The sequence below is a fragment of the Rhodovulum visakhapatnamense genome (assembly GCF_004365965.1).
GTDB lineage: Bacteria > Pseudomonadota > Alphaproteobacteria > Rhodobacterales > Rhodobacteraceae > Rhodovulum > Rhodovulum visakhapatnamense.
In genome coordinates this window covers 1-20,837 of record NZ_SOEB01000030.1, presented here as the reverse complement: position 1 = coordinate 20,837, position 20,837 = coordinate 1, and the positions used below count along the sequence as shown (strand labels likewise).

The 20,837-nt window shown below is 64.9% G+C and carries 21 protein-coding genes and 3 pseudogenes; 12 read left to right on the top strand and 12 right to left on the bottom strand.

Going from position 1 to position 20,837, the window contains the following annotated elements:
* Positions 1-40 precede the first annotated feature (40 nt).
* The 4 genes and pseudogenes from EV657_RS21700 to EV657_RS19040 all read left to right on the top strand — a co-directional run bounded on the left by EV657_RS21700 (position 41) and on the right by EV657_RS19040 (position 3,591).
* The gene (locus EV657_RS21700) at positions 41-202 is read left to right on the top strand and encodes a hypothetical protein (RefSeq protein ID WP_165828132.1); all 162 of its coding nucleotides are present in this window, start codon (positions 41-43) and stop codon (positions 200-202) included.
* Between the two features lie 155 nt (positions 203-357).
* Positions 358-1,386 (top strand): FliG C-terminal domain-containing protein, encoded by a 1,029-nt coding sequence (locus EV657_RS19055; RefSeq protein ID WP_075785013.1) that lies wholly within the window; start codon positions 358-360, stop codon positions 1,384-1,386.
* Positions 1,387-2,006: 620 nt separating this feature from the next.
* A pseudogene (locus EV657_RS19045) lies at positions 2,007-2,201 on the top strand (IS481 family transposase); the annotation flags it as partial.
* 508 nt (positions 2,202-2,709) lie between these two features.
* Complete coding sequence (locus tag EV657_RS19040) at positions 2,710-3,591, top strand: lysophospholipid acyltransferase family protein (RefSeq protein ID WP_134079368.1); 882 nt, start codon at positions 2,710-2,712, stop codon at positions 3,589-3,591.
* 22 nt (positions 3,592-3,613) lie between these two features.
* Here the strand turns inward: EV657_RS19040 and EV657_RS19035 are convergent, their stop codons facing one another.
* The gene (locus tag EV657_RS19035; protein ID WP_075785011.1) at positions 3,614-4,312 is read right to left on the bottom strand and encodes a DUF1223 domain-containing protein; all 699 of its coding nucleotides are present in this window, start codon (positions 4,310-4,312) and stop codon (positions 3,614-3,616) included.
* Positions 4,313-4,554: 242 nt separating this feature from the next.
* Between EV657_RS19035 and acnA the strand changes: the two genes are divergently transcribed.
* Entirely contained in the window at positions 4,555-7,305 is a 2,751-nt protein-coding gene (acnA, locus tag EV657_RS19030) for an aconitate hydratase AcnA (RefSeq protein WP_134079366.1), read from the top strand.
* A gap of 569 nt (positions 7,306-7,874) precedes the next feature.
* Positions 7,875-8,271, top strand: a pseudogene (locus EV657_RS19020) (IS481 family transposase); the annotation flags it as partial.
* Here EV657_RS19020 and EV657_RS19015 read toward each other — a convergent pair.
* From EV657_RS19015 to EV657_RS19005, 3 genes are all read right to left on the bottom strand, one after another.
* On the bottom strand, positions 8,252-8,584 hold the full coding sequence (locus EV657_RS19015) for a type II toxin-antitoxin system RelE/ParE family toxin (protein ID WP_134079363.1): 333 nt from the start codon (positions 8,582-8,584) through the stop codon (positions 8,252-8,254). The pseudogene EV657_RS19020 and the gene EV657_RS19015 sit on opposite strands and share 20 nt — an antisense overlap.
* 4 nt (positions 8,585-8,588) lie before the next feature.
* Positions 8,589-8,843 (bottom strand): ribbon-helix-helix domain-containing protein, encoded by a 255-nt coding sequence (locus tag EV657_RS19010; RefSeq protein WP_075785007.1) that lies wholly within the window; start codon positions 8,841-8,843, stop codon positions 8,589-8,591.
* Positions 8,844-8,926: 83 nt separating this feature from the next.
* Complete coding sequence (locus tag EV657_RS19005; RefSeq protein ID WP_134079362.1) at positions 8,927-9,250, bottom strand: XRE family transcriptional regulator; 324 nt, start codon at positions 9,248-9,250, stop codon at positions 8,927-8,929.
* A gap of 105 nt (positions 9,251-9,355) precedes the next feature.
* Between EV657_RS19005 and EV657_RS19000 the strand changes: the two genes are divergently transcribed.
* From EV657_RS19000 to EV657_RS18985, 4 genes and pseudogenes are all read left to right on the top strand, one after another.
* The gene (locus EV657_RS19000; protein WP_243837740.1) at positions 9,356-9,556 is read left to right on the top strand and encodes a hypothetical protein; all 201 of its coding nucleotides are present in this window, start codon (positions 9,356-9,358) and stop codon (positions 9,554-9,556) included.
* A 15-nt stretch (positions 9,557-9,571) separates the two neighbouring features.
* A complete protein-coding gene (locus EV657_RS18995; protein ID WP_134079358.1) occupies positions 9,572-11,143 on the top strand; it encodes a recombinase family protein in 1,572 nt (523 codons plus the stop codon).
* Complete coding sequence (locus tag EV657_RS18990) at positions 11,143-12,051, top strand: plasmid partitioning protein RepB C-terminal domain-containing protein (RefSeq protein ID WP_113669923.1); 909 nt, start codon at positions 11,143-11,145, stop codon at positions 12,049-12,051. The genes EV657_RS18995 and EV657_RS18990 overlap by 1 nt, the downstream gene beginning before the upstream one ends.
* Positions 12,048-12,964, top strand: a pseudogene (locus EV657_RS18985) (plasmid partitioning protein RepB C-terminal domain-containing protein). The gene EV657_RS18990 and the pseudogene EV657_RS18985 overlap by 4 nt, the downstream one beginning before the upstream one ends.
* A 327-nt stretch (positions 12,965-13,291) precedes the next feature.
* Here the strand turns inward: EV657_RS18985 and EV657_RS18980 are convergent.
* The 7 genes from EV657_RS18980 to EV657_RS18950 form a co-directional block, all read right to left on the bottom strand.
* On the bottom strand, positions 13,292-14,158 hold the full coding sequence (locus EV657_RS18980) for a transglutaminase family protein (RefSeq protein ID WP_075785001.1): 867 nt from the start codon (positions 14,156-14,158) through the stop codon (positions 13,292-13,294).
* Between the two features lie 221 nt (positions 14,159-14,379).
* Positions 14,380-14,688 carry a hypothetical protein gene (locus tag EV657_RS18975; RefSeq protein WP_134079356.1) on the bottom strand — a complete coding sequence of 103 codons (309 nt, stop codon included), beginning with the start codon at positions 14,686-14,688 and terminating at the stop codon, positions 14,380-14,382.
* 55 nt (positions 14,689-14,743) lie between these two features.
* A complete protein-coding gene (locus tag EV657_RS18970) occupies positions 14,744-15,121 on the bottom strand; it encodes a hypothetical protein (protein ID WP_208323308.1) in 378 nt (125 codons plus the stop codon).
* Between the two features lie 228 nt (positions 15,122-15,349).
* Positions 15,350-16,192, bottom strand: a complete 843-nt coding sequence (locus tag EV657_RS18965) for a transglutaminase-like domain-containing protein (RefSeq protein ID WP_075787501.1) — start codon at positions 16,190-16,192, stop codon at positions 15,350-15,352.
* A 34-nt stretch (positions 16,193-16,226) separates the two neighbouring features.
* Positions 16,227-17,036: a hypothetical protein gene (locus EV657_RS18960; protein ID WP_134079355.1), complete on the bottom strand. Its 810-nt coding sequence runs from the start codon at positions 17,034-17,036 to the stop codon at positions 16,227-16,229.
* A complete protein-coding gene (locus EV657_RS18955) occupies positions 17,033-17,419 on the bottom strand; it encodes a hypothetical protein (RefSeq protein WP_075784999.1) in 387 nt (128 codons plus the stop codon). The genes EV657_RS18960 and EV657_RS18955 overlap by 4 nt, the downstream gene beginning before the upstream one ends.
* A gap of 117 nt (positions 17,420-17,536) precedes the next feature.
* Complete coding sequence (locus EV657_RS18950) at positions 17,537-18,736, bottom strand: DEAD/DEAH box helicase (RefSeq protein WP_134079353.1); 1,200 nt, start codon at positions 18,734-18,736, stop codon at positions 17,537-17,539.
* Between the two features lie 457 nt (positions 18,737-19,193).
* Here EV657_RS18950 and EV657_RS18945 point away from each other — a divergent pair, with 457 nt between their 5' ends.
* Both EV657_RS18945 and EV657_RS18940 read left to right on the top strand, forming a co-directional pair.
* Positions 19,194-19,400: a cold-shock protein gene (locus EV657_RS18945; protein WP_134079351.1), complete on the top strand. Its 207-nt coding sequence runs from the start codon at positions 19,194-19,196 to the stop codon at positions 19,398-19,400.
* Positions 19,401-19,850: 450 nt separating this feature from the next.
* Positions 19,851-20,528, top strand: coding sequence for a hypothetical protein (locus tag EV657_RS18940; protein ID WP_134079349.1), 678 nt, complete (start codon positions 19,851-19,853; stop codon positions 20,526-20,528).
* Here EV657_RS18940 and EV657_RS22355 read toward each other — a convergent pair.
* Positions 20,504-20,837, bottom strand: a 334-nt coding sequence (locus EV657_RS22355; RefSeq protein ID WP_425057271.1) for a hypothetical protein, incomplete at its 5' end; no start/stop codon positions are given. The genes EV657_RS18940 and EV657_RS22355 overlap by 25 nt on opposite strands.

Below are 20,837 nucleotides of genomic sequence, written 5' to 3'. Positions count from 1 at the left end.
CGGTGCTATCCTAGGTCCACCTTCATTGGGGAGATGCACCATGACCACCAGGACGATCCTTGCAGCGGCGGCGCTTGCGCTTGTGCCCGCGCTCGCCTCGGCCGAATGCGGCTGGGAAAAGCGCATCAACGCCAATACCTGTGGCGAAGGCCAGACCTTCGACACGGCCACCGGCACCTGTGTGGACCAGAGCACCAGCTGATCCGGCCCTTCGGCGGCGCCCGACCGACCCGGCGCGCCGCCCTTTTCTGCGAAACCGCCGCAGTCCCGACAAATTTCCTCCTTGCTGACGGTCTCCGATAACCCTGGCTTAACACCCGGGGATTAACCCTCTTCCCCAAGAAGACGGAGACCCACGTGCAGAGTTTCGGAGCCCCCATTGCCTCTCCCGGCCTGACGTCGCGCCAGAAGGCCGCGATCATCGTTCGTCTCGTGCTGAACGAAGGGATCGACCTTCCGCTGCATTCGCTGCCCGCGACGGTGCAGACCGATCTTGCCGACGAGATCGCCAACATGCGCTATATCGACGGCAACACGCTCCAGGTCGTGATCGAGGAATTCCTGATCGAGCTGGAACAGTTCGGCCTCGCCTTCCCGGGCGGGATCGACGAGGCGATGCGCCTGCTCAGCGATCATCTCAGCCCCGAGGCCGCGGCCGCGATCCGCGCCCGCTTCGGCGCCGAACGGGGCGGCGACCCCTGGGCGACGCTGGCCGGGCTCGACCCGACCCGGCTGACCGAGATCCTGCTGGCCGAAAGCCCCGAGGTTGCGGCGGTGGCCCTGTCGAAGCTGCCCAGCCAGATCGCCGCGGCAACCCTTGGCAAGATGCCCGGGTCCGACGCCCGGCGCATCGCCTTCGCGATCTCGCGCACCGCCGAGGTTCCCCCTGCCGCAGTGGTGCGAATCGGCCGCGCGCTGGCCGACCGGATCAATTCCGCGCCCGAACCGGCCTTCGATCTCGCGCCGGAAACCCGGATGGGCGCGATCCTCGACGTGGCGCCCGCCGCCACCCGCGAGGACGTGCTGGAAGGCCTGCGCGAGACCGATGCGGAACTGGCCGAAAAGGTCCGTCAGGCGGTCTTCACCTTCGCCGACATCCCCGACCGCCTGGACGAACGCGACGTGCCTGCGCTGACCCGGGCGATCGAACAGGCCAAGCTCATCACCGCGATGGCGGGCGCCGACGGCAAGACCGGACCGGCGGTCGAATTCATCCTCAACAACATGTCCCAGCGGATGGCCAACACCCTGCGCGACGAGATCAACGAACGCGGCACTCCCGCCGCCGACGAAGCCGAAGCCGCGATGGCCGATGTCATCGCCGCGATCCGCGGCATGGAAGCCGCGGGCGAAATCAAGCTCAGGAAGTCCAGCAAGGCTGCCTGATATCGGGCGGATCAGGCCGAACCGATGACAGGGGCCGCCCGGCGCTGGCGCCCGGCGGCCCCTGCCCCCGCTGCGCCTGGCCAAATGGCATCGCGATCGAGGCGGCGTTCAAGGACCCGCGCGACGATTTGCGCCGATGATCGGTTTATCCGCGCTGCTCTTTCGGCCTGACCGTCGAGACCGCGCCTCAAGCTCTGAACAGCTGCGACCCGCCCATATCGCATGCCCGAGAGGCTGGACCTTGAGTGGCCCGTCAATGAGCCGCCGGGTCTGCCCGCAGGGCCTGGCTTTCGAGGCCACGCCAAGGCGGGCGGTTTCACGGATCCTGGACCAGATCGCCGTCTGTCGAGGGGCCAACCGGTGGGTTCGGCCCGTCAGGTCTGGTCCATGAGCGTGGCCCTGGATGTTTGATCCCGCGGTTTGATGGTGCGACCCTTTCTCATGAATGGAAGGATGCCCTGTAGGACAAGTTCGTCACGGCAGCGCCACGACCACCTACGCCGTCCGATCGGCAATACAGCGATCGCAAGCTCAGCTCGCGCAGCTGAGCCGGGAACCGCACGATCAAGGAGGGTGAAGCGGATGAGGAAAGGCGCCAGTGGCGCGTCTCCCCGCTGAACGTCAGACGCTTCCACCACGACAGACATGACCTGCTGCGAACCCATCTCGCCGACTTGCTGGCGGCCTGCAGCTTCGCGCGCAGGCTCAAGACCCTCGGCGGTCTCACGCCTTACGAATACATCTGCAAGAACTGGACGTCAGAGCCGGACCGATTCATCCGAAATCCGATCCACCAAATGCCGGGACTGAACACCTGGACGCTGCAATCCGGCGACCGCTCTCACGGGGCTGGCCGACGAAGGTCGCTCGAAGGGTCCGTCCGCTGGCGCGGCCTTCGAGGCTGCCCCCCCCCCCCGCGACCGATCCACAGGAACTGACACGGATGGCATGACACGGCGGGACGGAGCGATGAATGAGATCGTGCCTCGGGTCCGCCCCGCCACTCCGACCAACCGCGCGGCCAGGTGTGGCCGCGCCGGGGATCGCGGACGCCGCACCCTGCCCCGCCGCTTCCGCACCCGGCGCGACGCGCCGCCGCTTTGGGCAACGCAGCAACCTCCCCGGACCGGCGGCCGCCGAAGCCCTCGGACCGTCCTGCCTCGGGCAAAACCTGGCCGAAGGGTCCGGTGCTTGTGGCAGGGACGCGGGGCGATTATGTCTGCCACCAGCGCGGCGGGCTGCCCCTGACGGGCGGCGCATCGGGGCCGCATGAGGCATCGCGGTCCCGCCAAGCGGGCAAAGGCACGAAAGGAAACCGGTCCGATGGGCAAGCGGGACAGGCGCGCACGGCGGCTTGGCGACTGGCTGACGGACCGCGTCGCGCGGCTGCTGATCGGCACGGCGCTGGCCCTGCCCTATGAACGCCGTGTGCCCTTCGGCGGGTGGGTCACGCGGCGGCTGATTGCGCCCGTTGCGGGCTATCGCACCCGGGCCGAGGCCAATCTGGCGTTGGTCCACCCCGGGATGCCCGCCGGCGAGCGGCGGCGCATCGCCGATGCCGTGGCCGACAATGCCGGACGCACCCTGATCGAGAACTACTCGACCCGGGCTTTCCTCGCACGGATGGCCGGGGTCGAGCCCCGGGGGCCGGGCCTCGCGGCGCTGGAAGCGGCCCGCGCGGCCGGGCGCCCCGCGATTCTGGTCACCGGCCATTTCGGCAATTACGAAGCGGCCCGGGCAGCACTGGTCGCGCGCGGCTTCGAGATCGGCGGGCTTTACCGGCCGATGGCGAACCCGTTCTTCAACGCCCATTACGTCCGCACGATGGAGGCCTTCGGCGGCCCGGTCTTTCCGCAGGGACGGCGCGGCACGGCCGGGTTCGTGCGGCATCTGCGCAATGGCGGCATGCTGGTGCTGCTGACCGACCAGCATGCCCGCCGGGGGACCGAGCTGCGCTTCATGGGCCAACCCGCGCTGACCGCGCTTTCGGCGGCCGAACTTGCCCTGCGCTACGGCGCCGATCTGATCCCGTTCTATGCCACGCGCCGGGCCGACGGGCTGAACTTCGATGTCGAGATCGAGGCCCCGGTGCAGCCCTCGACCCCGCGCGAGATGATGCAGGCGCTGAACGACAGTCTCGAGGCGCGGGTCCGCCGCCACCCCGAGCAATGGTTCTGGATTCACCGCCGCTGGAAGGTTCGCTGACCGGTCACGCCAACGGGGCGTATCAGCGCAGGCGCGCCGCCGCCAGGATCTCGCCCGGTCCGGGACGCTGCAGGATGGCCACGACGGGTTCGCCTCCGGCGGCCTCTATGCTCATCGACAGCGGATCGGCGCCGTTCCAGCGCGCCACCGGCGTCCAGGCGTCGACGATGTTGGTATAGAGCAGCGACTTGCCCGCATTCTCGCCGCGCTCGATATCGACCAGCTGTTCGGGCTGGTAGCGCACGATCTGCAGCACCGCGTCTTCGCCGAAGGCCTGGGTCGAGACCGCCGACACGGTCACCGTGTCACCCTGCCGGGACAGGCTGAGCGTGACCGGGCTTTCGGTCACGGCATGCGCCTCGATCAGATGGGCCAGGTCCATCGGCCGGTAGCCGACGACGTGGTCTTCGCCCTCGACCACCATCTGCGGCGTATAGATCGACCGCTTGCCCGCGGCATGAGCATAGGCCTTCTGGCGCCGGGTGAAGGCCGGATCGGCGAAGACATCCTTCCAGCCGATATAGTCCCAGTAGTCGACATGCAGCGCCAGCGCGATCACGTCGTCGCGCTGGGCCAGTTCGGCCATCAGCGCATCGGCGGGCGGGCAGGACGAACAGCCTTGCGAGGTGAAGAGCTCGACCACCACCGGGCTCGGATCCGACCGGGCGGGACCGGCAAAGGAAACACACCCCGCCAACAGGACCGTTAGGACTGCGCGCATCAGACTCGCCTTGATTTCCCCTTCGCCAGATCTTCGTACCCAAGCGCCCGGACACCTGCCAATCAAGGATTCGGGAGGGGGCCGTGCGGATCGGCCGCGCAGGACCGGAGTTTGGCTGGACATTTTTGTGCACAACGGTATACAAATCTCGCCGCACCCTCTTGATCGCCCCCGGGGGATCGGGCAAGAGCGTGCAGGTAATTTCGTGAACCGCGCGACACCCTGATGGAGAACGATCTTTCATGCCGATCACCGTTGGACAGGACACAGCCAAGACCCGCAAGACGCTGAGCGTCGGACGCGCCAGCTATGCCTATTACTCGATCCCCGCGGCCGAGGCGGCCGGGCTCGGTGATTTCGGGCGTCTTCCCGCCGCGCTGAAGGTGGTGCTTGAGAACCTGCTGCGCTTCGAGGACGGCAAGACCGTCACCGTCGACGACATCAAGGCCTTTTCGGACTGGGCCGCGAATGGCGGCAAGGCCGCCCGCGAGATCGCATATCGTCCGGCCCGCGTGCTGATGCAGGACTTCACCGGCGTTCCGGCCGTGGTCGACCTGGCCGCGATGCGCGACGGCATCCTCGGGCTTGGCGGCAATGCCCAGAAGATCAACCCGCTGAACCCGGTCGATCTGGTCATCGACCACTCGGTGATGATCGACGAGTTCGGCAATCCGCGCGCGTTCCAGATGAACGTCGACCGCGAATACGAACGCAACATCGAACGCTACACCTTCCTCAAATGGGGCCAGAAGGCGTTCAACAACTTCCGCGTGGTGCCGCCCGGCACCGGCATCTGCCACCAGGTGAACCTGGAATACCTGGCCCAGACCGTCTGGACCGATACCGATCAGGACGGCGCCGAAGTGGCCTATCCCGATACGCTCGTTGGCACCGACAGCCACACCACCATGGTCAACGGGCTGGGCGTTCTGGGCTGGGGCGTCGGCGGGATCGAGGCCGAGGCCGCGATGCTGGGCCAGCCGGTCTCGATGCTGATCCCCGAGGTCGTGGGCTTCAAGCTGACCGGCAGCATGGTCGAGGGCACCACCGCCACCGATCTGGTGCTGAAGGTCGTGCAGATGCTGCGCCAGAAGGGTGTCGTCGGCAAGTTCGTCGAATTCTACGGCGAGGGGCTCGATCACCTGCCGCTCGCGGACCGCGCGACCATCGCCAACATGGCCCCCGAATACGGCGCGACCTGCGGCTTCTTCCCGGTGGACGAGGAGACGCTCCGCTATCTGACCCAGACCGGCCGCGACAAGGACCGCATCGCGCTGGTCGAAGCCTATGCCAAGGCCAACGGCATGTGGCGCGATGCCGGCTACGATCCGGTGTATACCGACACGCTGTATCTCGACATGGGCACCGTCGTGCCCGCGATCTCGGGGCCGAAACGGCCGCAGGATCACACCCCGCTCGACCAGGCCGCCGAAGCCTTCTTCCGTGTCGTGTCCGACTATCGCGGCAAGGACGAAAGCGCCGAGGCGCATGACATGCTGGCCGAGGCGCCCGCCCCCGACAGCGCCTCGGACCCGCGCAAGACCGCCAAGGTCGCGGGGCAGGATTACGAGCTGCGCGACGGGTCGGTGGTGATCGCCTCGATCACCTCCTGCACCAACACCTCGAACCCCTATGTGATGATCGGCGCGGGGCTGGTGGCGCGCAAGGCCCGCGAGCTGGGCCTGAACCGCAAGCCCTGGGTCAAGACCTCGCTCGCCCCCGGCTCGCAGGTCGTCAGCGAATATCTCGAGGCGGCCGGGCTTCAGGAAGATCTGGACGCGATCGGCTTCAACCTGGTGGGCTATGGCTGCACCACCTGCATCGGCAATTCGGGGCCGCTGGCCGAGGAAATCTCGAAGGCGATCAACGACAATGACCTGATCGCGACCTCGGTTCTGTCGGGCAACCGCAACTTCGAGGGCCGGATCAGCCCCGACGTGCGCGCCAACTACCTGGCCTCGCCGCCGCTGGTTGTCGCCTATGCCATTGCGGGCGATCTGAACATCGACCTGACCCGCGATCCCATCGCCCGGGACAAGGACGGCAAGGATGTCTTCCTCAAGGACATCTGGCCGAGCCAGGCGGAAATCGCCGAACTGGTCGAAAAGACCGTCACGCGCGAGGCGTTCCAGTCGAAATATGCCGACGTCTTCAAGGGCGACGAGAAATGGCAGGCGGTCGAGACCACCGACAGCGAAACCTATGACTGGCCGACCAGCTCGACCTATGTGCAGAACCCGCCCTACTTCCAGGGCATGGGCACGGAACCCGGCGAGATCACCGATCTCGAGAACGCCCGTCCGCTGGCGATCCTGGGCGACATGGTCACGACCGACCACATCAGCCCTGCCGGGTCGTTCAAGGACACGACGCCCGCCGGGAAATACCTGATTGAACGGCAGGTGCCGGTGCGCGAGTTCAACTCCTACGGTTCGCGCCGCGGCAACCACGAAGTGATGATGCGCGGCACCTTCGCCAATATCCGGATCCGCAACGAGATGCTCTCGGGCGTCGAGGGCGGCTATACCTTGGGTCCGGACGGCGCCGAAACCTCGATCTTCGAGGCCGCGATGGCCTGGCAGGAGAAAGGCGTGCCGCTGGTGGTGATCGGCGGCATCGAATACGGTGCCGGGTCCTCGCGCGACTGGGCGGCCAAGGGCACCGCGCTTCTGGGCGTCAAGGCGGTGATCGCCGAGAGCTTCGAGCGCATCCACCGCTCGAATCTGGTAGGCATGGGGGTCATTCCCTTCGAGTTCACCGGCGGCGACACCCGCAAGACGCTGGGCCTGACCGGCGAGGAACGCTTCTCGATCAAGGGCCTCGCGGGCGATCTGAAACCGCAGGCCGAGGTGCCCTGCACTATCGTCTATGCCGACGGGACCGAGAAGACCGTGACGCTCAAATGCCGGATCGATACCGCCATCGAGAAGGAATATGTCGAGCATGGCGGCGTGCTGCACTACGTTCTGCGCAACCTTGCCAAGGCCGGGTGAGCTACCAAGCCATTGAAAACAAACCGCCCCGGTCCAGAACCCGGGGCGGTGTCATTTTCTGAAACAAAAAGTTTCCTTTCCGGCAACTCGGTTCCGCTTTGCGCTGGATCAAATTTGGGTTATGATAAGTCTATATTGAGGACGATTTTTGACAGATATTTCACAAGACCTTTTCAGGGGGGAATTGGGGGACCGTCACAAGACGACAACGGCCTTGATTGCGTGAGACAGGTTGGCGGCTTCGTCGACCGTGGCCACCGCGGCTATTGAGCCGCACCCATTCATCTGATCTGCGGATCTGCACGCTGGCGGCCAAAGGGCCGTCAGTTCCTTTTCGCACCCAGGAAGCGTCTCGTCCCCCAAGGCGGAATCCGTGTCCGGGATCGCAAGGCGTGACCAGCGTTGCGCATCGCGTCGTTCAGGTCGTCCTCGGGGCCGAGCGGATAGTCGGGCAGATCGGCGGCATCGACCGGGCCAAGGCGGGAGGCGGCAAGTGTCATGCCATGCCAAAGCGGTAAGGTGTCCACTTACCCTTCTTTCCATGCTATTTGGAAAAGGAGGACCCGGCCATGGATGGAACAGCGAAAGCGACGAAACCCAAGGCTCGTGACGCGAAGACCAAGATCGCGCAAACCCGCATGAGCGTTCTGGAACTGGCAAAAGAACTCGGCAACGTGGCCGAGGCCTGTCGCCAGCGCGGCATGGATCGCACCAGCTTCTACGAGTGGAAACGTCGGTTTTGGGTTTGAGGGACCGTGGCGCCGCGTAAGCCCGGGAACGGGCTTCGAGGGGCTGAAGGACCTGCCGCCGATCCACAAGACCCACCCGCAAACGACCCCGCCGGAGACGGTCAAGCGGATCAAGGCGCTGGCGCTCGAACATCCGGCCTATGGCTGCAACCGCTTCGAGGCGATGCTGGCGCTCGAGGGCGTGCGGGTCTCCTCGATCACCCTCCAGAAGATGCTGTGACCCCTGCTGTGACCCCCGATACCTCGTCCATCTGATGCATCCGCTCGTGAAGAATCGTGACGATACCGATGTCGCCATTGGAAAGCCGTCGCCAGTACACGAAATGCCGCTCGTAGCGGAAGAAACACCCTTCCACTCCGAACTCGGCCGGCACGGGCCTCGACATGACGCCGCGTGTATCGATCTGCTCGAAGGCGGCGAACAGACCGGTGATGTAGGTTTCGGCCTGTGCCTCCCCCCACCGGTCCCGGGTGTATCTATAGATCACATCAAGGCGGACAGAGGCCGTCTCCTGGACGCGGATCGCCATGGACTCAGGTCCGGTTCCGGGCGATCACCTCAGCAGCGGTCAGCGGCTTGTAACTGTCCTCGGGCGCAGCGAAGGCTCGGTTCAGTTCGGCCTTCAATCGGTCGAAAGCCTCGCGCTCCGCACGCTCCTTGTCGCGACGGATCAGGTCGCGGATGTATTCGCTGACATTCTCATAGGCGCCGTCCTCGCCGACGTTGGTCGCAACGAACTCGCTGAGGGCGCCGCTGACGCGGACGGTCATGGTGGTGGTGCGGGGCATGGCGCTCTCCCTGCTCGGCGCGTATTCAAGATAACCAAAATCGAACACGATACAAGGGTGGCGAGGCCGGGCGACAGCTTCTCCTATCGGCGCTCCCGGTCCTCGGCCTCCTCCAAGATCAACCGGTCCGCAAGCGCGAGCAGCGCGATCAGCACGGTATCGGAATGACGCGCGAGCGCCACGAGGTGCTCGCCGCTCGGCCCCCGCTCGCCTGCGAACCAGTATTTCACGGTCCGCTCGCTGGCACCTGTCCACCGCATGGCGGACTTGATCGCCCGATGGGTCGATCCGAGCTCGGCGTGCAATGCCATGGCCATGGCGGCGCGATAGTCAGCCGGAACGTCCTCGGGGTGCACAACTGTGCCCATCTTCGGCACAACTGTGCCCATCTTCACGCGCATCTTCATGTTTCTCTCCGCTAAATCTTTGGAGAGCCATGAGAACGGCAGAATCCATCTGTTCCCGCGACGGTGCTGTTTCGCCGCCTGTTGGAACGGACCATTCACTTGAAGGTGGCGGATATGAACTGCGAAACGGGACCGCAGATTATCGAGCGCGTGGGCGGCCGCGCGCCGCAGGCGATCCGCCAATGCGCCGGGCACGGAAAGGAATGGCGCTCTTCCGGAAACGACTTTCCGGCGCTCGCATGCTCGAACGATTGCGGCAGCATGCGCAACGGTCCGGACCATCCCGACCGGATTGCTGCGCCGTGAACCGGAGTCGGGCAGATGCGAGGGCGTGAGGCAAGCAGGGAGACTGGCGCCAGGCAATCAGAGCCCGACCTGCCCGCCGTCGCATACGTCCGGATGTCGACCGATCACCAGAGGTATTCGACCGAGAACCAGCTGGACGTCATCCGCAGCTATGCCGCCGCCCGCGGCCTGCAGATCCTGCGCGTTTTCGAGGACTCTGGGCGCTCTGGCCTGCGCCTCGATGGTCGCGAGGCGCTGCAGAACCTGATGGGCGAAGTTCAATCAGGCCAGGCCGACTTCAAGGCCATCCTCGTCTACGATGTCAGCCGTTGGGGCCGGTTTCAGGATGCCGACGAAGGCGCGTACCACGGGCACGTCTGTTCCCGTGCCGGCATCCGGGTCCACTACTGCGGCGAGCAGTTCGAGAACGACGGCAGCATCGGCTCTAACCTCCTGAAGACCGTAAAGCGCGTGATGGCGGGCGAATACAGCCGCGAGTTGTCGGTGAAGGTCTTTGCCGGGCAGTGCCGCTTGGTGGAGCTTGGCTATCGCCAGGGCGGCGCGGCCGGATATGGGCTCCGGCGGGTACTGATCGACGAGCACGGCAACCCCAAGGGCGAGCTGTCGCGCGGCGAGCAGAAGAGCCTGCAGACCGACCGCGTGATCCTGGTCCCCGGACCGGAGGAGGAACAGCGGGTCGTCCAGCGCATGTACGAGATGTTCGTGAACAAGGGGCGTCCCGAGCGGGAGATCGCGGAGGTCCTGAACGCAGAAGGCCACCGCACTGATCTCGACCGGCCGTGGACCCGGGCGACCGTCCATCAGGTGCTGACCAACGAAAAATACATCGGGAACAATGTCTTCGCGAAGGTGTCCTTCAAGCTGAAGCAGCGTCGGGTGGTAAACCCGCGCGAAATGTGGATCCGGGCCGAGGGCGCCTATCCGGCCATCGTCAATCAGGCGCTGTTCCTGCGCGCCCGGGAGATCGTGGATGCCCGCAGCCGCCATTTCTCGGACCGGGAATTGCTCGACGCACTGCGCGCCATCCTGAAGCAGCAGGGCATGCTGTCCGGGCTGATCATCGACGAGGAGGATGATCTTCCGTCCTCCAGCGCCTATCGCAGCCGCTTCGGCAGCCTGCTGCGCGCCTATCGACTGATTGGCTACGAGCCCGACCGGGACTACAGCTACATTGAGGTCAACCGGGCCCTGCGGCAGGCGCATCCGCAGGTCGTGGCCGAAGTCATCGCCGGGGTCACACGCCACGGCGGGCGGGCTGTGCAGGACCTGGATACCGACCTGGTTCGCGTCAACGACGAGTTAACTGTGTCCATCGTTCTGGCCCGCTGCACCGCGACGGCGGCCGGGTCGCTGCGCTGGCGTATCCGCCTCGACACGGGCCTCGTGCCGGACATCACCATCGCTGTGCGCATGGACGAGGTGAACGAGGCGCCGCGCGACTACTACGTGCTTCCCAGCATCGACATGACCTCCGGGAAACTGAAATTCGCCGAGCAGAACGGGCTCGCGCTCGATGCGTACCGGTTCGACACGCTCGATTTCTTCTACGCGCTCGCATCGCGGGCCAGGATCGCGGAGGTGGCGTGATGCCCGACGACATGGAGCCGACCAGCCAGAAGCAGGTGACCCTGATCCCTTGTGACCGGATCCGGATCCTCAACCCTCGCGTCCGCAACCGGCGCACCTTCGAGGCGATGGTGGAGAACATCGCGCGCATCGGCCTGAAGCGCCCGATCACCGTGGCGCCGCGCGCCGGGACCGATCCGCAGGAGTTTGACCTCGTCTGCGGCCAAGGCCGCCTCGAGGCCTTCATCGACCTCAAGCAGGACAACATCCCGGCCATCGTGATCGAAGCCGACGAGAGCGATTGCCTCGTCATGAGCCTTGTGGAGAACTGCGCAAGGCGGCAGCACAACCCGATCGATCTGATGCGCGAGATCGGCTCGCTACGCGAACGTGGCTACAAAGACCGCCAGATCGGCGAAAAGATCGGGGTCTCCTACGAATACGTGAACATGATCGCCGGACTGCTGGAGAAGGGCGAGGAGCGCCTCGTCTCCGCCGTGGAGACCGGACTGCTGCCGCTCAACCTCGCCATCCAGATCTCCAAGACCGACGCCAAGGGCGCGCAGAAGGCGCTGATGGACGCCTATACTCAGAAAAAGCTGCGTGGCCGGAAACTGACGCTTGTGCGCCGCCTGATCCAGCAGCGCGAGCTCCGCGGGCCCCAGATCAAGAGCAATGCGCTCGGGCGGATGGTGGCGAAACGCGCGCTGACCAGCGAGGGACTTGTCCGAGCCTATCAGCAGGAAGCGGCACGCCAGAAATTGCTGATCAAGAAGGCCGAACTGGCGCAGAGCCGGCTCATGTTCGTGCGCGAGGCGTTCCGGAAGCTATGCGCGGACGAGCACTTCATGACGCTGCTTCGCGCCGAGGGGCTGGAGACGATGCCCGCTGATCTCGCCCAGGCGGTCAGCGATGGACCCTGGTCATGAAACGGGCCGCGGACAAACGCCCGGCCAGCGTCAACCACGGTTTCGAAGACGACTGTGTCACCCTGCCGATCGACGTGATCTTGCCGCTGCGAACCCTTTGCAAGAGCGCGAAATCCAGCCGAAAGTACCGGCAGATCGTCGCCTCCATCGCCCAGATCGGGATCGTCGAACCGCCAGTTGTCGTCCCGAACCCCGACAAATCTGCCACCTGGTTGTTGCTCGACGGGCACCTGCGGATCGAGGCCTTGAAGGATGACGGCGTGCAGAAGGTGGAGTGCCTCGTCTCCACCGACGACGAGGCGTTCACCTACAACCGGCAAGTCAGTAGCCTTGCGCCGATCCAGGAGCACAGGATGATCCGGAAGGCAATCGAGCGCGGCGTACCCGAGGAGAAGATCGCAGCCGCTCTGGATCTCGGTACGCGCAGCATCCAGAAGAAGATCAAGCTTCTCGACGGCATCTCCGAGGAAGCCATTGCGATCCTGAAAGACAAGCCTGCTGCGGGCGCCGTGTTCGACGCGCTCCGCAAGATGAAGACCCTGCGCAGATCGAGGCGGCCGAACTGCTGGTCAACGCCAACACCTACTCCGTCGCCTACGTGAAGGCGATCCTCGCTGGCACGCCGCAGGCCCAGCTGGTCGACGCGTCCAAGCCAAAGAAGGTGAAAGGCATCACGCCCGAGGCGATGGCGCGGATGGAACAGGAACTCGCCCGCCTGCAGGAGGGCATCGCCTCGATCCAGGACACCTACGGCCAGGATCACCTGCATCTGACCGTGATCAAGGCCTACGTCGGCAAGCTGCTCGGCAACGCCAGGGTCGTTCGCTACCTGATGCAGACGCGACCCGAATTCCTGTCCGAGTTTCAGACGATTGCCGAGACGGACGCCGTCATGCCGGCCGACGCGGAATAGCCGGCGCGGCAGAGTTGAGGGGGACCCGGACCCGATAAGCGCGGGGACCGCGGGAGACGCCGGACCGTGGGCCGGATCGAGCGCGGCGGTGGGGATGGCGGCGAACCCGCTCGGGGCCCACCAGGTCGACTTGAGTTTTCCCCGGCCGCGCGGCCTCGCATGCGGCTGCGTTCAGTTCGGGGCGTGTCGGAGGCCGGGTCACTCCGGCACGCCCAAACTTCATCGCGCGTTCTTGTCGTTCGGACGTCAGGCTCCACGATCATGACCTGTGGCAGCAGTTCAAGGGCCGTGCCGCCCGGATAGAGAAGCGTGCGAGCTCCCGCCTATTCAGATCTCTCGGACATCCACCGTAACATCCATTGAAAGCAGATCGGTGGGTCTGCCGTGGAAACTGCCGGACACCGGAGCAACCTGCTGGATCCTCCTCGCGACGGCCACGGGGATGAGATTACTGGATCCGACCGACCTGTTGGTGGGATCGAAGGGGATCCAGCCCGCTCCGGGAACGAAGACCTCGACCCATGCGTGTGTGGAACCGGCGTCCATCGATCCGACCTGATCTCCGGCGGGATTGAACAGGTATCCCGATACGAGCCTGGCCCCGAAGCCAAGCGTCCGGGTCGCCTCGGCAAACAGCACGGCGAAGTCCCGGCAGGATCCCCATCCCCTGTCGAGCGTCTCCAGCGGTCCCTGCGTGCCCTCCGTCTCCCGGCTCTGGTAGGAAATCTGGGCCGTGATGCCATTGCCGATATCTTTCAGCAGCGAAAGCGTATCCGTTGGCCGTGCCATGACAAAGCTCTCGACCCACCGCGACAGCCGGCCGGTTTCGTCCGCATATTGTGGCATGGCCAGGGCGCCGAGATCGGTCGAATCGTCGGGTGAATAAACGAAAGGGTACGAGGCCGCGGCGGCGGCAATCGGGAAGACAGGCCAGACCGGAGCGCGCAGTTCCACACGTGCGCACGACCGGATCGATAGCAACGTCGTGTTGGTGACGAACTGTGCCGTCGCGACCGCATTGCCGGCAACGTCGTGTGACCAGTCGATGCGAGCTTCCGGACTGATCTCGAGGTCGAAGGACGTCAGGATGAGATCCCGGGTTTCCCGCGGACGGAGCATCAGTCTGTGCGGTCCGAGAGGGACCTCAGCTCCATATTGATACTGTGTCGTGTGAGTAATCGTGACGGATGGCATCAGTCGGACCTATGACGATCGACCGCCCGAGCGCCGCCGACCCTGTCCGCTGCCCTCGTGAATTGCCGATCGCCAGACGGCCGATCCCTTGCAACGGGAACATATCCGTTCGCCGAACCCCTCGCTCCAGAAGGTTGACCTGCATCTCAGGCAGGCCCGCGCGGCAGCAACGTCGGCCGCGGCCTTGATTGACCCGAACTCGATCTCCGCAGACTTGATCGTCATTTCCGCTCCTCGCGCTTTTTCAATCGTTCCATGTCGCCAAGCGCGCGCTTGATGAATTTCTGAATGCGTTCATCGCCAGCCTCGGGCGTCATCGCGTAAAGGTCGAGAAGGAAACGCCATTTTTTCAGGACTTCGGCCCATGTCCACGCCGGTTCCGCGAACATCTGATCTTCGGGGCTTTCAAGGTGAGGTTGCCGAGAGAGCGCAAGTGGTGGCTGGCCGTTCGCAGGGCGCCGTCGCATTTCCGACGCACGCTGTCCGGCAACGGACCTGCGGCCGTCGAGATTGATCGGGCCATCGGTCACTGCGGCCCCCCGTCGATCCCACAGTGGACGGCGAACGATCCGCCTGACACGGCTGTCATTCTCCGATGCCCGGGCGCGCGCTTCCGAACCGCGGGCCGGAAACATCCGTAATCCTCCCGCGGCGGGGCTCTCCCATCTTGGACGGGTGGTCTTGCTCTGCCTGCCTTTGGTCGGACCGGGGAGAGTAGAGGCCGCGAAGGTCCTGCTCGGCCACGCCGTCGGCCTGCATGACAAGGCGGGTCATCGGATCGGCCAGCATCTTCTCGAGGAAGAAATCCGTCAGCGCCTTGCCGGTCAGCTTGTCTTTAGCAACCGCGTGCTCCAGTTCGGCGAGCGGGACGGCGAGCGTTCGGCTGAGTCCGGGATGCGAGGCGCGCGGATGCAGCCGGACGAGCACGGACGACGTCCATGTGCCCGGTTCGATCCAGTCCACAGGTTCCAGCAGCTGGGTCTCGATCTCGTATTCTCCCGGCGGAAGGGTCTCGTTGAAGCTCGGAAGCTGGAACGGTCGCAGGAAGACGGCGGCCGTCTTGATCTAATTGGTCATCTCGGTTCTCCAGGATGGTGACTTGGGATGCCATGACGGGAACACCGGCAGAGCGGCCGGCCTCGCGAGCCGACGACGAACGAACGCACCCGTCCTGCGATGGGACGCTACCGCTTAATCGCGAGACACAGGCGGCGCCTCGGCTGGGTCGTGTCTTGCATCCCGGGTCCACACCTCGAACTGCGTCAGGGCGTTAGGCCCGAATGTCTGGGTCAGAGGCACATCGGCCGCGTCCCGGCCACGGCCAATCAGGATGCGCCCCTTGCGCCGCGTGTTGTTGCGCGGGTCGAAGACCCACCAGCGGCCGCCCAGATAGACCTCCATCCATGCCGCGAAGTCGCCCGGCGGATAGGGTTCGGGTTCGCCGATGTCGCTTAGATAGCCGGTGCAGTAGCGGGCCGGAATGTTCATGCACCGGCAAAACGCAATCGCCAGATGCGTGAAGTCCCGACAGACACCGTGCCGTCCTGCCAGCGTTTGCGACGCCGTGCGCGTCGCGTCGGCCTTCATGTAATCGAACGAGACAGCATCGTGCACGAAGTCGCAGATCGCCTGCACCCGCGACCAGCCCGGCGGAGCGCTCTCGAACAGGCGCCACGCCTCTTCCGACAGAAGATCCGTGTCGCAGTAGCGACTGCCAAGAAGATAGACCAGCGTCTCGAAGGGCAGATCCTGCACGGCCTGCTGCGTGGCGTCGGGCGCGACCAGATCGGGCAGTCCGCTATCGCGGAAGATCCCGTCGGTGGACACCGTGAAGTCGCCGGCCGGCGCCACCATCCGCGTGCACCAGTTTCCGAACCCGTCGCGATAGCTTTCCAGCGGCACACTGGGCGAGGTCACCAGATAATCGGCGCGCTCCAGGTCGCCGAAGCGCGAATAGTGCACGTTCAACATGGCGATGAGTGGTGTGGGTTGGGTCAGCCGGTATTTCAGACGGCACCCGATCCGCATCCGGATGCCGGAGGCGTCGCCGTGGTCTGATCGGGGCACTTTATCGTCCAAGAACGCACTCCCCTTCTGCAAGTTGAAAGCCGCGATCGCAGCGCCATGTGTTTCCGGATCGATCGAGATGCGCGTTTGCCGGTAGGTCGATCGCGACACAGGCGGTGTCGACGGTCTCAAATCCCCGCTCACAGCGCCATCCCGGGCCGTGGGACGCCGGGTCCAGAAAGGCGTTCCCCGGAAGCGCTACGGGATCGCAGCGGCCATCGATTTCAAGGAAGCCCCTTTCGCAGGCCCATTCGTCACCGTAGTCCGCATTGGTGAGATAGCCGTTCTTGGGGATTGCAATCGGAACGCAGGCGCTGGAACTGGCCGTGAAACCGCGTTCGCAGGTCCATCCGGAGCCTGAGGTGTCGTCGGTGAGATAGGCGTTGTCAGGCAGGACGATTGGAACGCAAGCCTCGCGATCTTGCCGGTACCCGCGATCGCACTGCCATTCATAGCCGGAGGATCGCAGAAACGCATTGTCGGGCACCGGGATCGCTGCGCAAGAGGTCCCTCCCGCTTCCTCGTAGCCGCGCCGACACGCCCAGCCCGAACCGAAGGACCGGCCGGTTGCATAAGCATTCTCCGGGATGTCGATGGCGACACACTCCTCGCCCGCCACCCGGTATCCGAGCGCGCAGTTCCAACCGCCGCCATAGCTCCGGGCTTCTGCATTCTCGGGCATCGGACCGGTGCCGTCCTGCGCGAGGACCGGATGCGCCAGGGAGGCGATCATGCCGGCCGCGACGATGACTGTCCCACCAAGGCCCGGTGTCGGGATACGTGATCTGACAGTGGCGATGAAACCGCTCATCCCTCGTCCGCCGCGGCTTCCGGGCGCTCCGGCGACGCGTCGACGTCAAGCGAGGCCAGACAGGCCTGCGCGATGTCGCGGTCCGGTGCCTCGGCGCCGGGCACAGTCGCCCAGCCTGCATCCATCAGCGCATTTCGGCGCTGGTAGGTCTGGGTGTCGCGGATAACCGCAAGCTTCGCTGCGCGGTCCGGATCGGCCTGCGCCATGTCGAGGCAGACCGGCACCATGGCTGCGACGACGTCGTCACGGGACATCGCCATCGCCCTGTCATGCGCGGTTCCGCCCGTCACCCAGCCGCCCCAGGTGAAGCCGCCGATACCGACGACCGCGGCACCGATCGCCGCACCATAGATGCCGGGTTTGAGCCATTCGGGAGTGTTCATTGAAGTATCCTAGTGCGGAGAAAGCGCCGCCTCGCTGTGAAAGCTTGTCCAGGTCGCAGTCAGCTGCCGGGACAGCGCAGTCTCTGTCTCAGGTCTCGCAATGCCCGTGGCCCGAGGTCACGCAGCCATTCGATCCGGACGGCCGGCCGAACGCCGACGCGGCCGCCGTTTCTTCTGCGGTGCGCCGTTCACCACCTCCCAGGGACGGCCGCCGGCGATCTCGACACGGGTGCCGAGCACCTTTTCGATCGCCTTGAGTTCGGTGAGTTCCTCGGCGGCGCAGAACGCAATCGCGCGACCGCTTTCCCCGGCCCGGGCCGTCCGCCCGATCCTGTGCACGTAGTTTTCGGGCACGTTCGGCAGGTCGTAGTTGTAGACATGCCGAACGCCGGGAATGTCGATCCCGCGGGCGGCGACGTCCGTCGCCACGAGCACGCGGACCGATCCCGCCTTGAACGCGGCGATGGCCCGGTCACGTTGTCCCTGGCTCTTGTTGCCATGGATCGACGTCGCCGCGAATCCGGCGCGATCCAGGTTCTTCATCAACCGCTCCGCACCATGCTTGGTGCGCGAGAAGACCAGAACCCGGTCGTCGCGGTGCCCGTGCAGCAATTCGATCAGCAGATCCTGTTTCTGCGCCTTGGCGACGAAATGCACCGAATGGGCGACCTTGTCCGCGACCTTGCCCGGCGGCGACACCTCGATGCGGATCGGTTCGTCCAGATACTGGCGGGACAGCTCTGCCATAGCCTTCGGCATCGTGGCCGAGAACATCATGGTCTGCCGGTCTGTGCTCAGCCTCGGCGCGATCCGGCGCAGCGCATGGATGAAGCCGATATCCAGCATCTGGTCGGCCTCGTCGAGAACGAGGAACCGTGTCTGTCCGAGGTCGATGGACCCGCGATCCATCAGGTCAATCAGCCGACCCGGCGTGGCCACAAGGATGTCGGTGCCGCGGGCGAGCTTCTCGGCCTGCGCATTGATCGACTTGCCGCCGACGACGAGGGTGATGCGGAGATCCTTGGTCAGCCCCTGAAGGCTCTGGACGATCTGGCCGGCGAGTTCCCGGGTCGGTGCGAGAACCAAGCCGCGGGCCGATCGCGGCGATGGCCGTTCGGGCGTTTTCGACAGTGCCACGACCAGCGGAATGCCGAAGGCGGCGGTCTTGCCCGTACCGGTCTGGGCGATGCCTAGAATGTCGCGGCCTTGCAGCGCCTGCGGGATCGCCTGTTCCTGGATCGGGGTTGGCTTCTTCAGCCCCACGGCATCGAGCCGTGAGACCATGCGGGCATTGAGCCCAAGTTCGTTGAAAGTCATGTCAGTCCTTTGCCGGGCCTCATGGCCGGCGTGACCGACGCGCACACATGTGCCCGGTCGGTTCGGGGTGCACTCGGGGCGAACACTCCGACACCGCATTGTGCCCGGAGCCGCCTTCAGCGGCGTCCCCCCTTCGTGATCTGGGAAAACGGTGCGTCACGGCCAGGGGCGGAAGTGAACCCGCCTGCTCACGCGGCAGAGCGATAACGCAAGTTAGACATGGGGAGCCCTCGATGGCTTTTCAATGCCGCCCCATCAGCGGTCATCGCCTGTGAAGCAATTTCGCAAAGTCGCAAGGCAACCCTTGTAAGTCGCGTCGGTAGGGCGCATGTCATTGGGGCGAGCGTTTTTCTCTGCGACCTTCTGCTTCCGTTCATCCGGCTTCAGTCGATCTCTCAGTCTGACTTTGCCGGGCTGCCGCATCCTGTGGGCAGCATATGAACAGGAGACCACGGATATGACCAATGGCACCGTGAAATTTTTCAATACCCAAAAAGGCTTCGGCTTCATCGAAACGGATACGGGCGGCAAGGACGTCTTCGTCCACATCTCCGCCGTCGAACGTGCCGGTCTCACCGGCCTTTCCGACGCTCAGAAGGTGACGTTCGAGGTCGAGACCGGCCGCGACGGTCGCGAAAGCGCGACCAATCTCGCCCTGGCGTGATCAATCAGGGGCCGTGGGCGCATTCTGCGCGCATGGCCCGACTGTACGCGGGACCGAACGCGATCAGGGTCGTGCATGAGCCAACCCGCGCAAGCATGACATCCGCCGGGTCCCTAAATGGGAAGCGCAGGAATGAGCTGCAGGTCTTCGCAGCCCGTCTTGCGCTTGCGCCGCGCCGGTCTCCAGTATGCTTTTATGCTCTTCAAACCCGGCGCATGGTACGCCGTAGCGTCAAAGCCCCGGTGGATGCCGCCAAGATCGGGCGTTTTCTCGTCGTGTGGCTGATCCTGTAGACCAGCATGTCGGCAGCGGCCGACCGCGTAGCCGTCTCGGCTGAGGGCTCGATCCTCATCGCCTTGCGGGCAACACAGATGCGATCCGCGCACCGTCTGACGGGACTTCAAGGCACTGCACTCTCGTTTCCGCCCATCCAACCCAAGGAGCCAAAGCATGTCGACCCATGTTGCAAACAAACGAGCCGATGCCGTCCAGGACCCGTTCAAGAAGATGGGCAAGGCCAAAAAATCCGCAGAGAAGCCAAAGAAAGCGCCCGCCATCCTGCTCGGCGAACACAGCCGCTACCAGATCAAGTCGGGCTGGCTCGCGGGGACATTCGTCGCCCGAGCGTTTCCGAAGCCGCCGACGACAGCGCGGGGCATGATCGCCGAGGCGACCGGCGCGACCGAAGAGGCCGCGATTTCGGCGCTGCACGAGGTCATCGACGCGCGGGAAGATCGAAGGACGGGAGAACGGCGCAGAGATACTCAAAACGGCGTCGATGTCCCCTGCGTCGAGGAATATCTGGAAGCGGTCCGTCAGGTCACTCTTTCCGGCCCCCAGCGCGCCATGCTGACGGCCTTGTCTCTTGCCGATGAGGACGGGCTGACCGACGCGCGTTTGGCCTACGCTGCAGGCTACAAGTCCGAGGCTTCCGCAAACAAATCCTTCGCGGCGACGGGCTTGCTGATCGCCGAATATCTCTTTTCTGGTCCTCAAGATGACGACGCCCCGGGCACCCCAGAAGGCACCGCATTCCTCGGCTTCAGAGGGGCAACGGCAACCGAAGAACAAACGGGTAACTGGATCCTTCACCCGGAACTCCGTCAAGCGGTGCGTTTGGCTATGTAATCCAAAGGGGTCAGAGCTTCACCGGAGGAGCCTCGGCAGGATGAGGAGGTGTTTCGCGCCTGTTCCCGCATCACGGCATAGTCCGCGAGCATCTCAACGACTGCCGATCCGTTTGGCAGCACGGCCAACTCCTCTGCCGCCTGAGCCTGGAATTCCCTGCTGTACTCGACGACCGGCGGACATGCGCATGCGGCCTGCTCTGTTCCCTGAAAACTGGACCGCGGGAAGTTGGATTTTTCCGGCTGCCTCACGATGACGGGCCGGTGACGCCATCGGGATAATGCATGGCAATCGGGACGTTGTATCCGA

Bases quoted from the DNA above. Each gene is read 5' to 3' on its own strand.
- EV657_RS21700 (WP_165828132.1), top strand. From the start codon at position 41: ATGACCACCAGGACGATCCTTGCAGCGGCGGCGCTTGCGCTTGTGCCC.
- EV657_RS19040 (WP_134079368.1), top strand. From the start codon at position 2,710: ATGGGCAAGCGGGACAGGCGCGCACGGCGGCTTGGCGACTGGCTGACG.
- EV657_RS19035 (WP_075785011.1), bottom strand. From the start codon at position 4,312: ATGCGCGCAGTCCTAACGGTCCTGTTGGCGGGGTGTGTTTCCTTTGCC.
- acnA (WP_134079366.1), top strand. From the start codon at position 4,555: ATGCCGATCACCGTTGGACAGGACACAGCCAAGACCCGCAAGACGCTG.
- EV657_RS19015 (WP_134079363.1), bottom strand. From the start codon at position 8,584: ATGGCGATCCGCGTCCAGGAGACGGCCTCTGTCCGCCTTGATGTGATC.
- EV657_RS19010 (WP_075785007.1), bottom strand. From the start codon at position 8,843: ATGCCCCGCACCACCACCATGACCGTCCGCGTCAGCGGCGCCCTCAGC.
- EV657_RS19005 (WP_134079362.1), bottom strand. From the start codon at position 9,250: ATGAAGATGCGCGTGAAGATGGGCACAGTTGTGCCGAAGATGGGCACA.
- EV657_RS18995 (WP_134079358.1), top strand. From the start codon at position 9,572: ATGCGAGGGCGTGAGGCAAGCAGGGAGACTGGCGCCAGGCAATCAGAG.
- EV657_RS18990 (WP_113669923.1), top strand. From the start codon at position 11,143: ATGCCCGACGACATGGAGCCGACCAGCCAGAAGCAGGTGACCCTGATC.
- EV657_RS18980 (WP_075785001.1), bottom strand. From the start codon at position 14,158: ATGCCATCCGTCACGATTACTCACACGACACAGTATCAATATGGAGCT.
- EV657_RS18960 (WP_134079355.1), bottom strand. From the start codon at position 17,036: ATGAGCGGTTTCATCGCCACTGTCAGATCACGTATCCCGACACCGGGC.
- EV657_RS18955 (WP_075784999.1), bottom strand. From the start codon at position 17,419: ATGAACACTCCCGAATGGCTCAAACCCGGCATCTATGGTGCGGCGATC.
- EV657_RS18950 (WP_134079353.1), bottom strand. From the start codon at position 18,736: ATGACTTTCAACGAACTTGGGCTCAATGCCCGCATGGTCTCACGGCTC.
- EV657_RS18945 (WP_134079351.1), top strand. From the start codon at position 19,194: ATGACCAATGGCACCGTGAAATTTTTCAATACCCAAAAAGGCTTCGGC.
- EV657_RS18940 (WP_134079349.1), top strand. From the start codon at position 19,851: ATGTCGACCCATGTTGCAAACAAACGAGCCGATGCCGTCCAGGACCCG.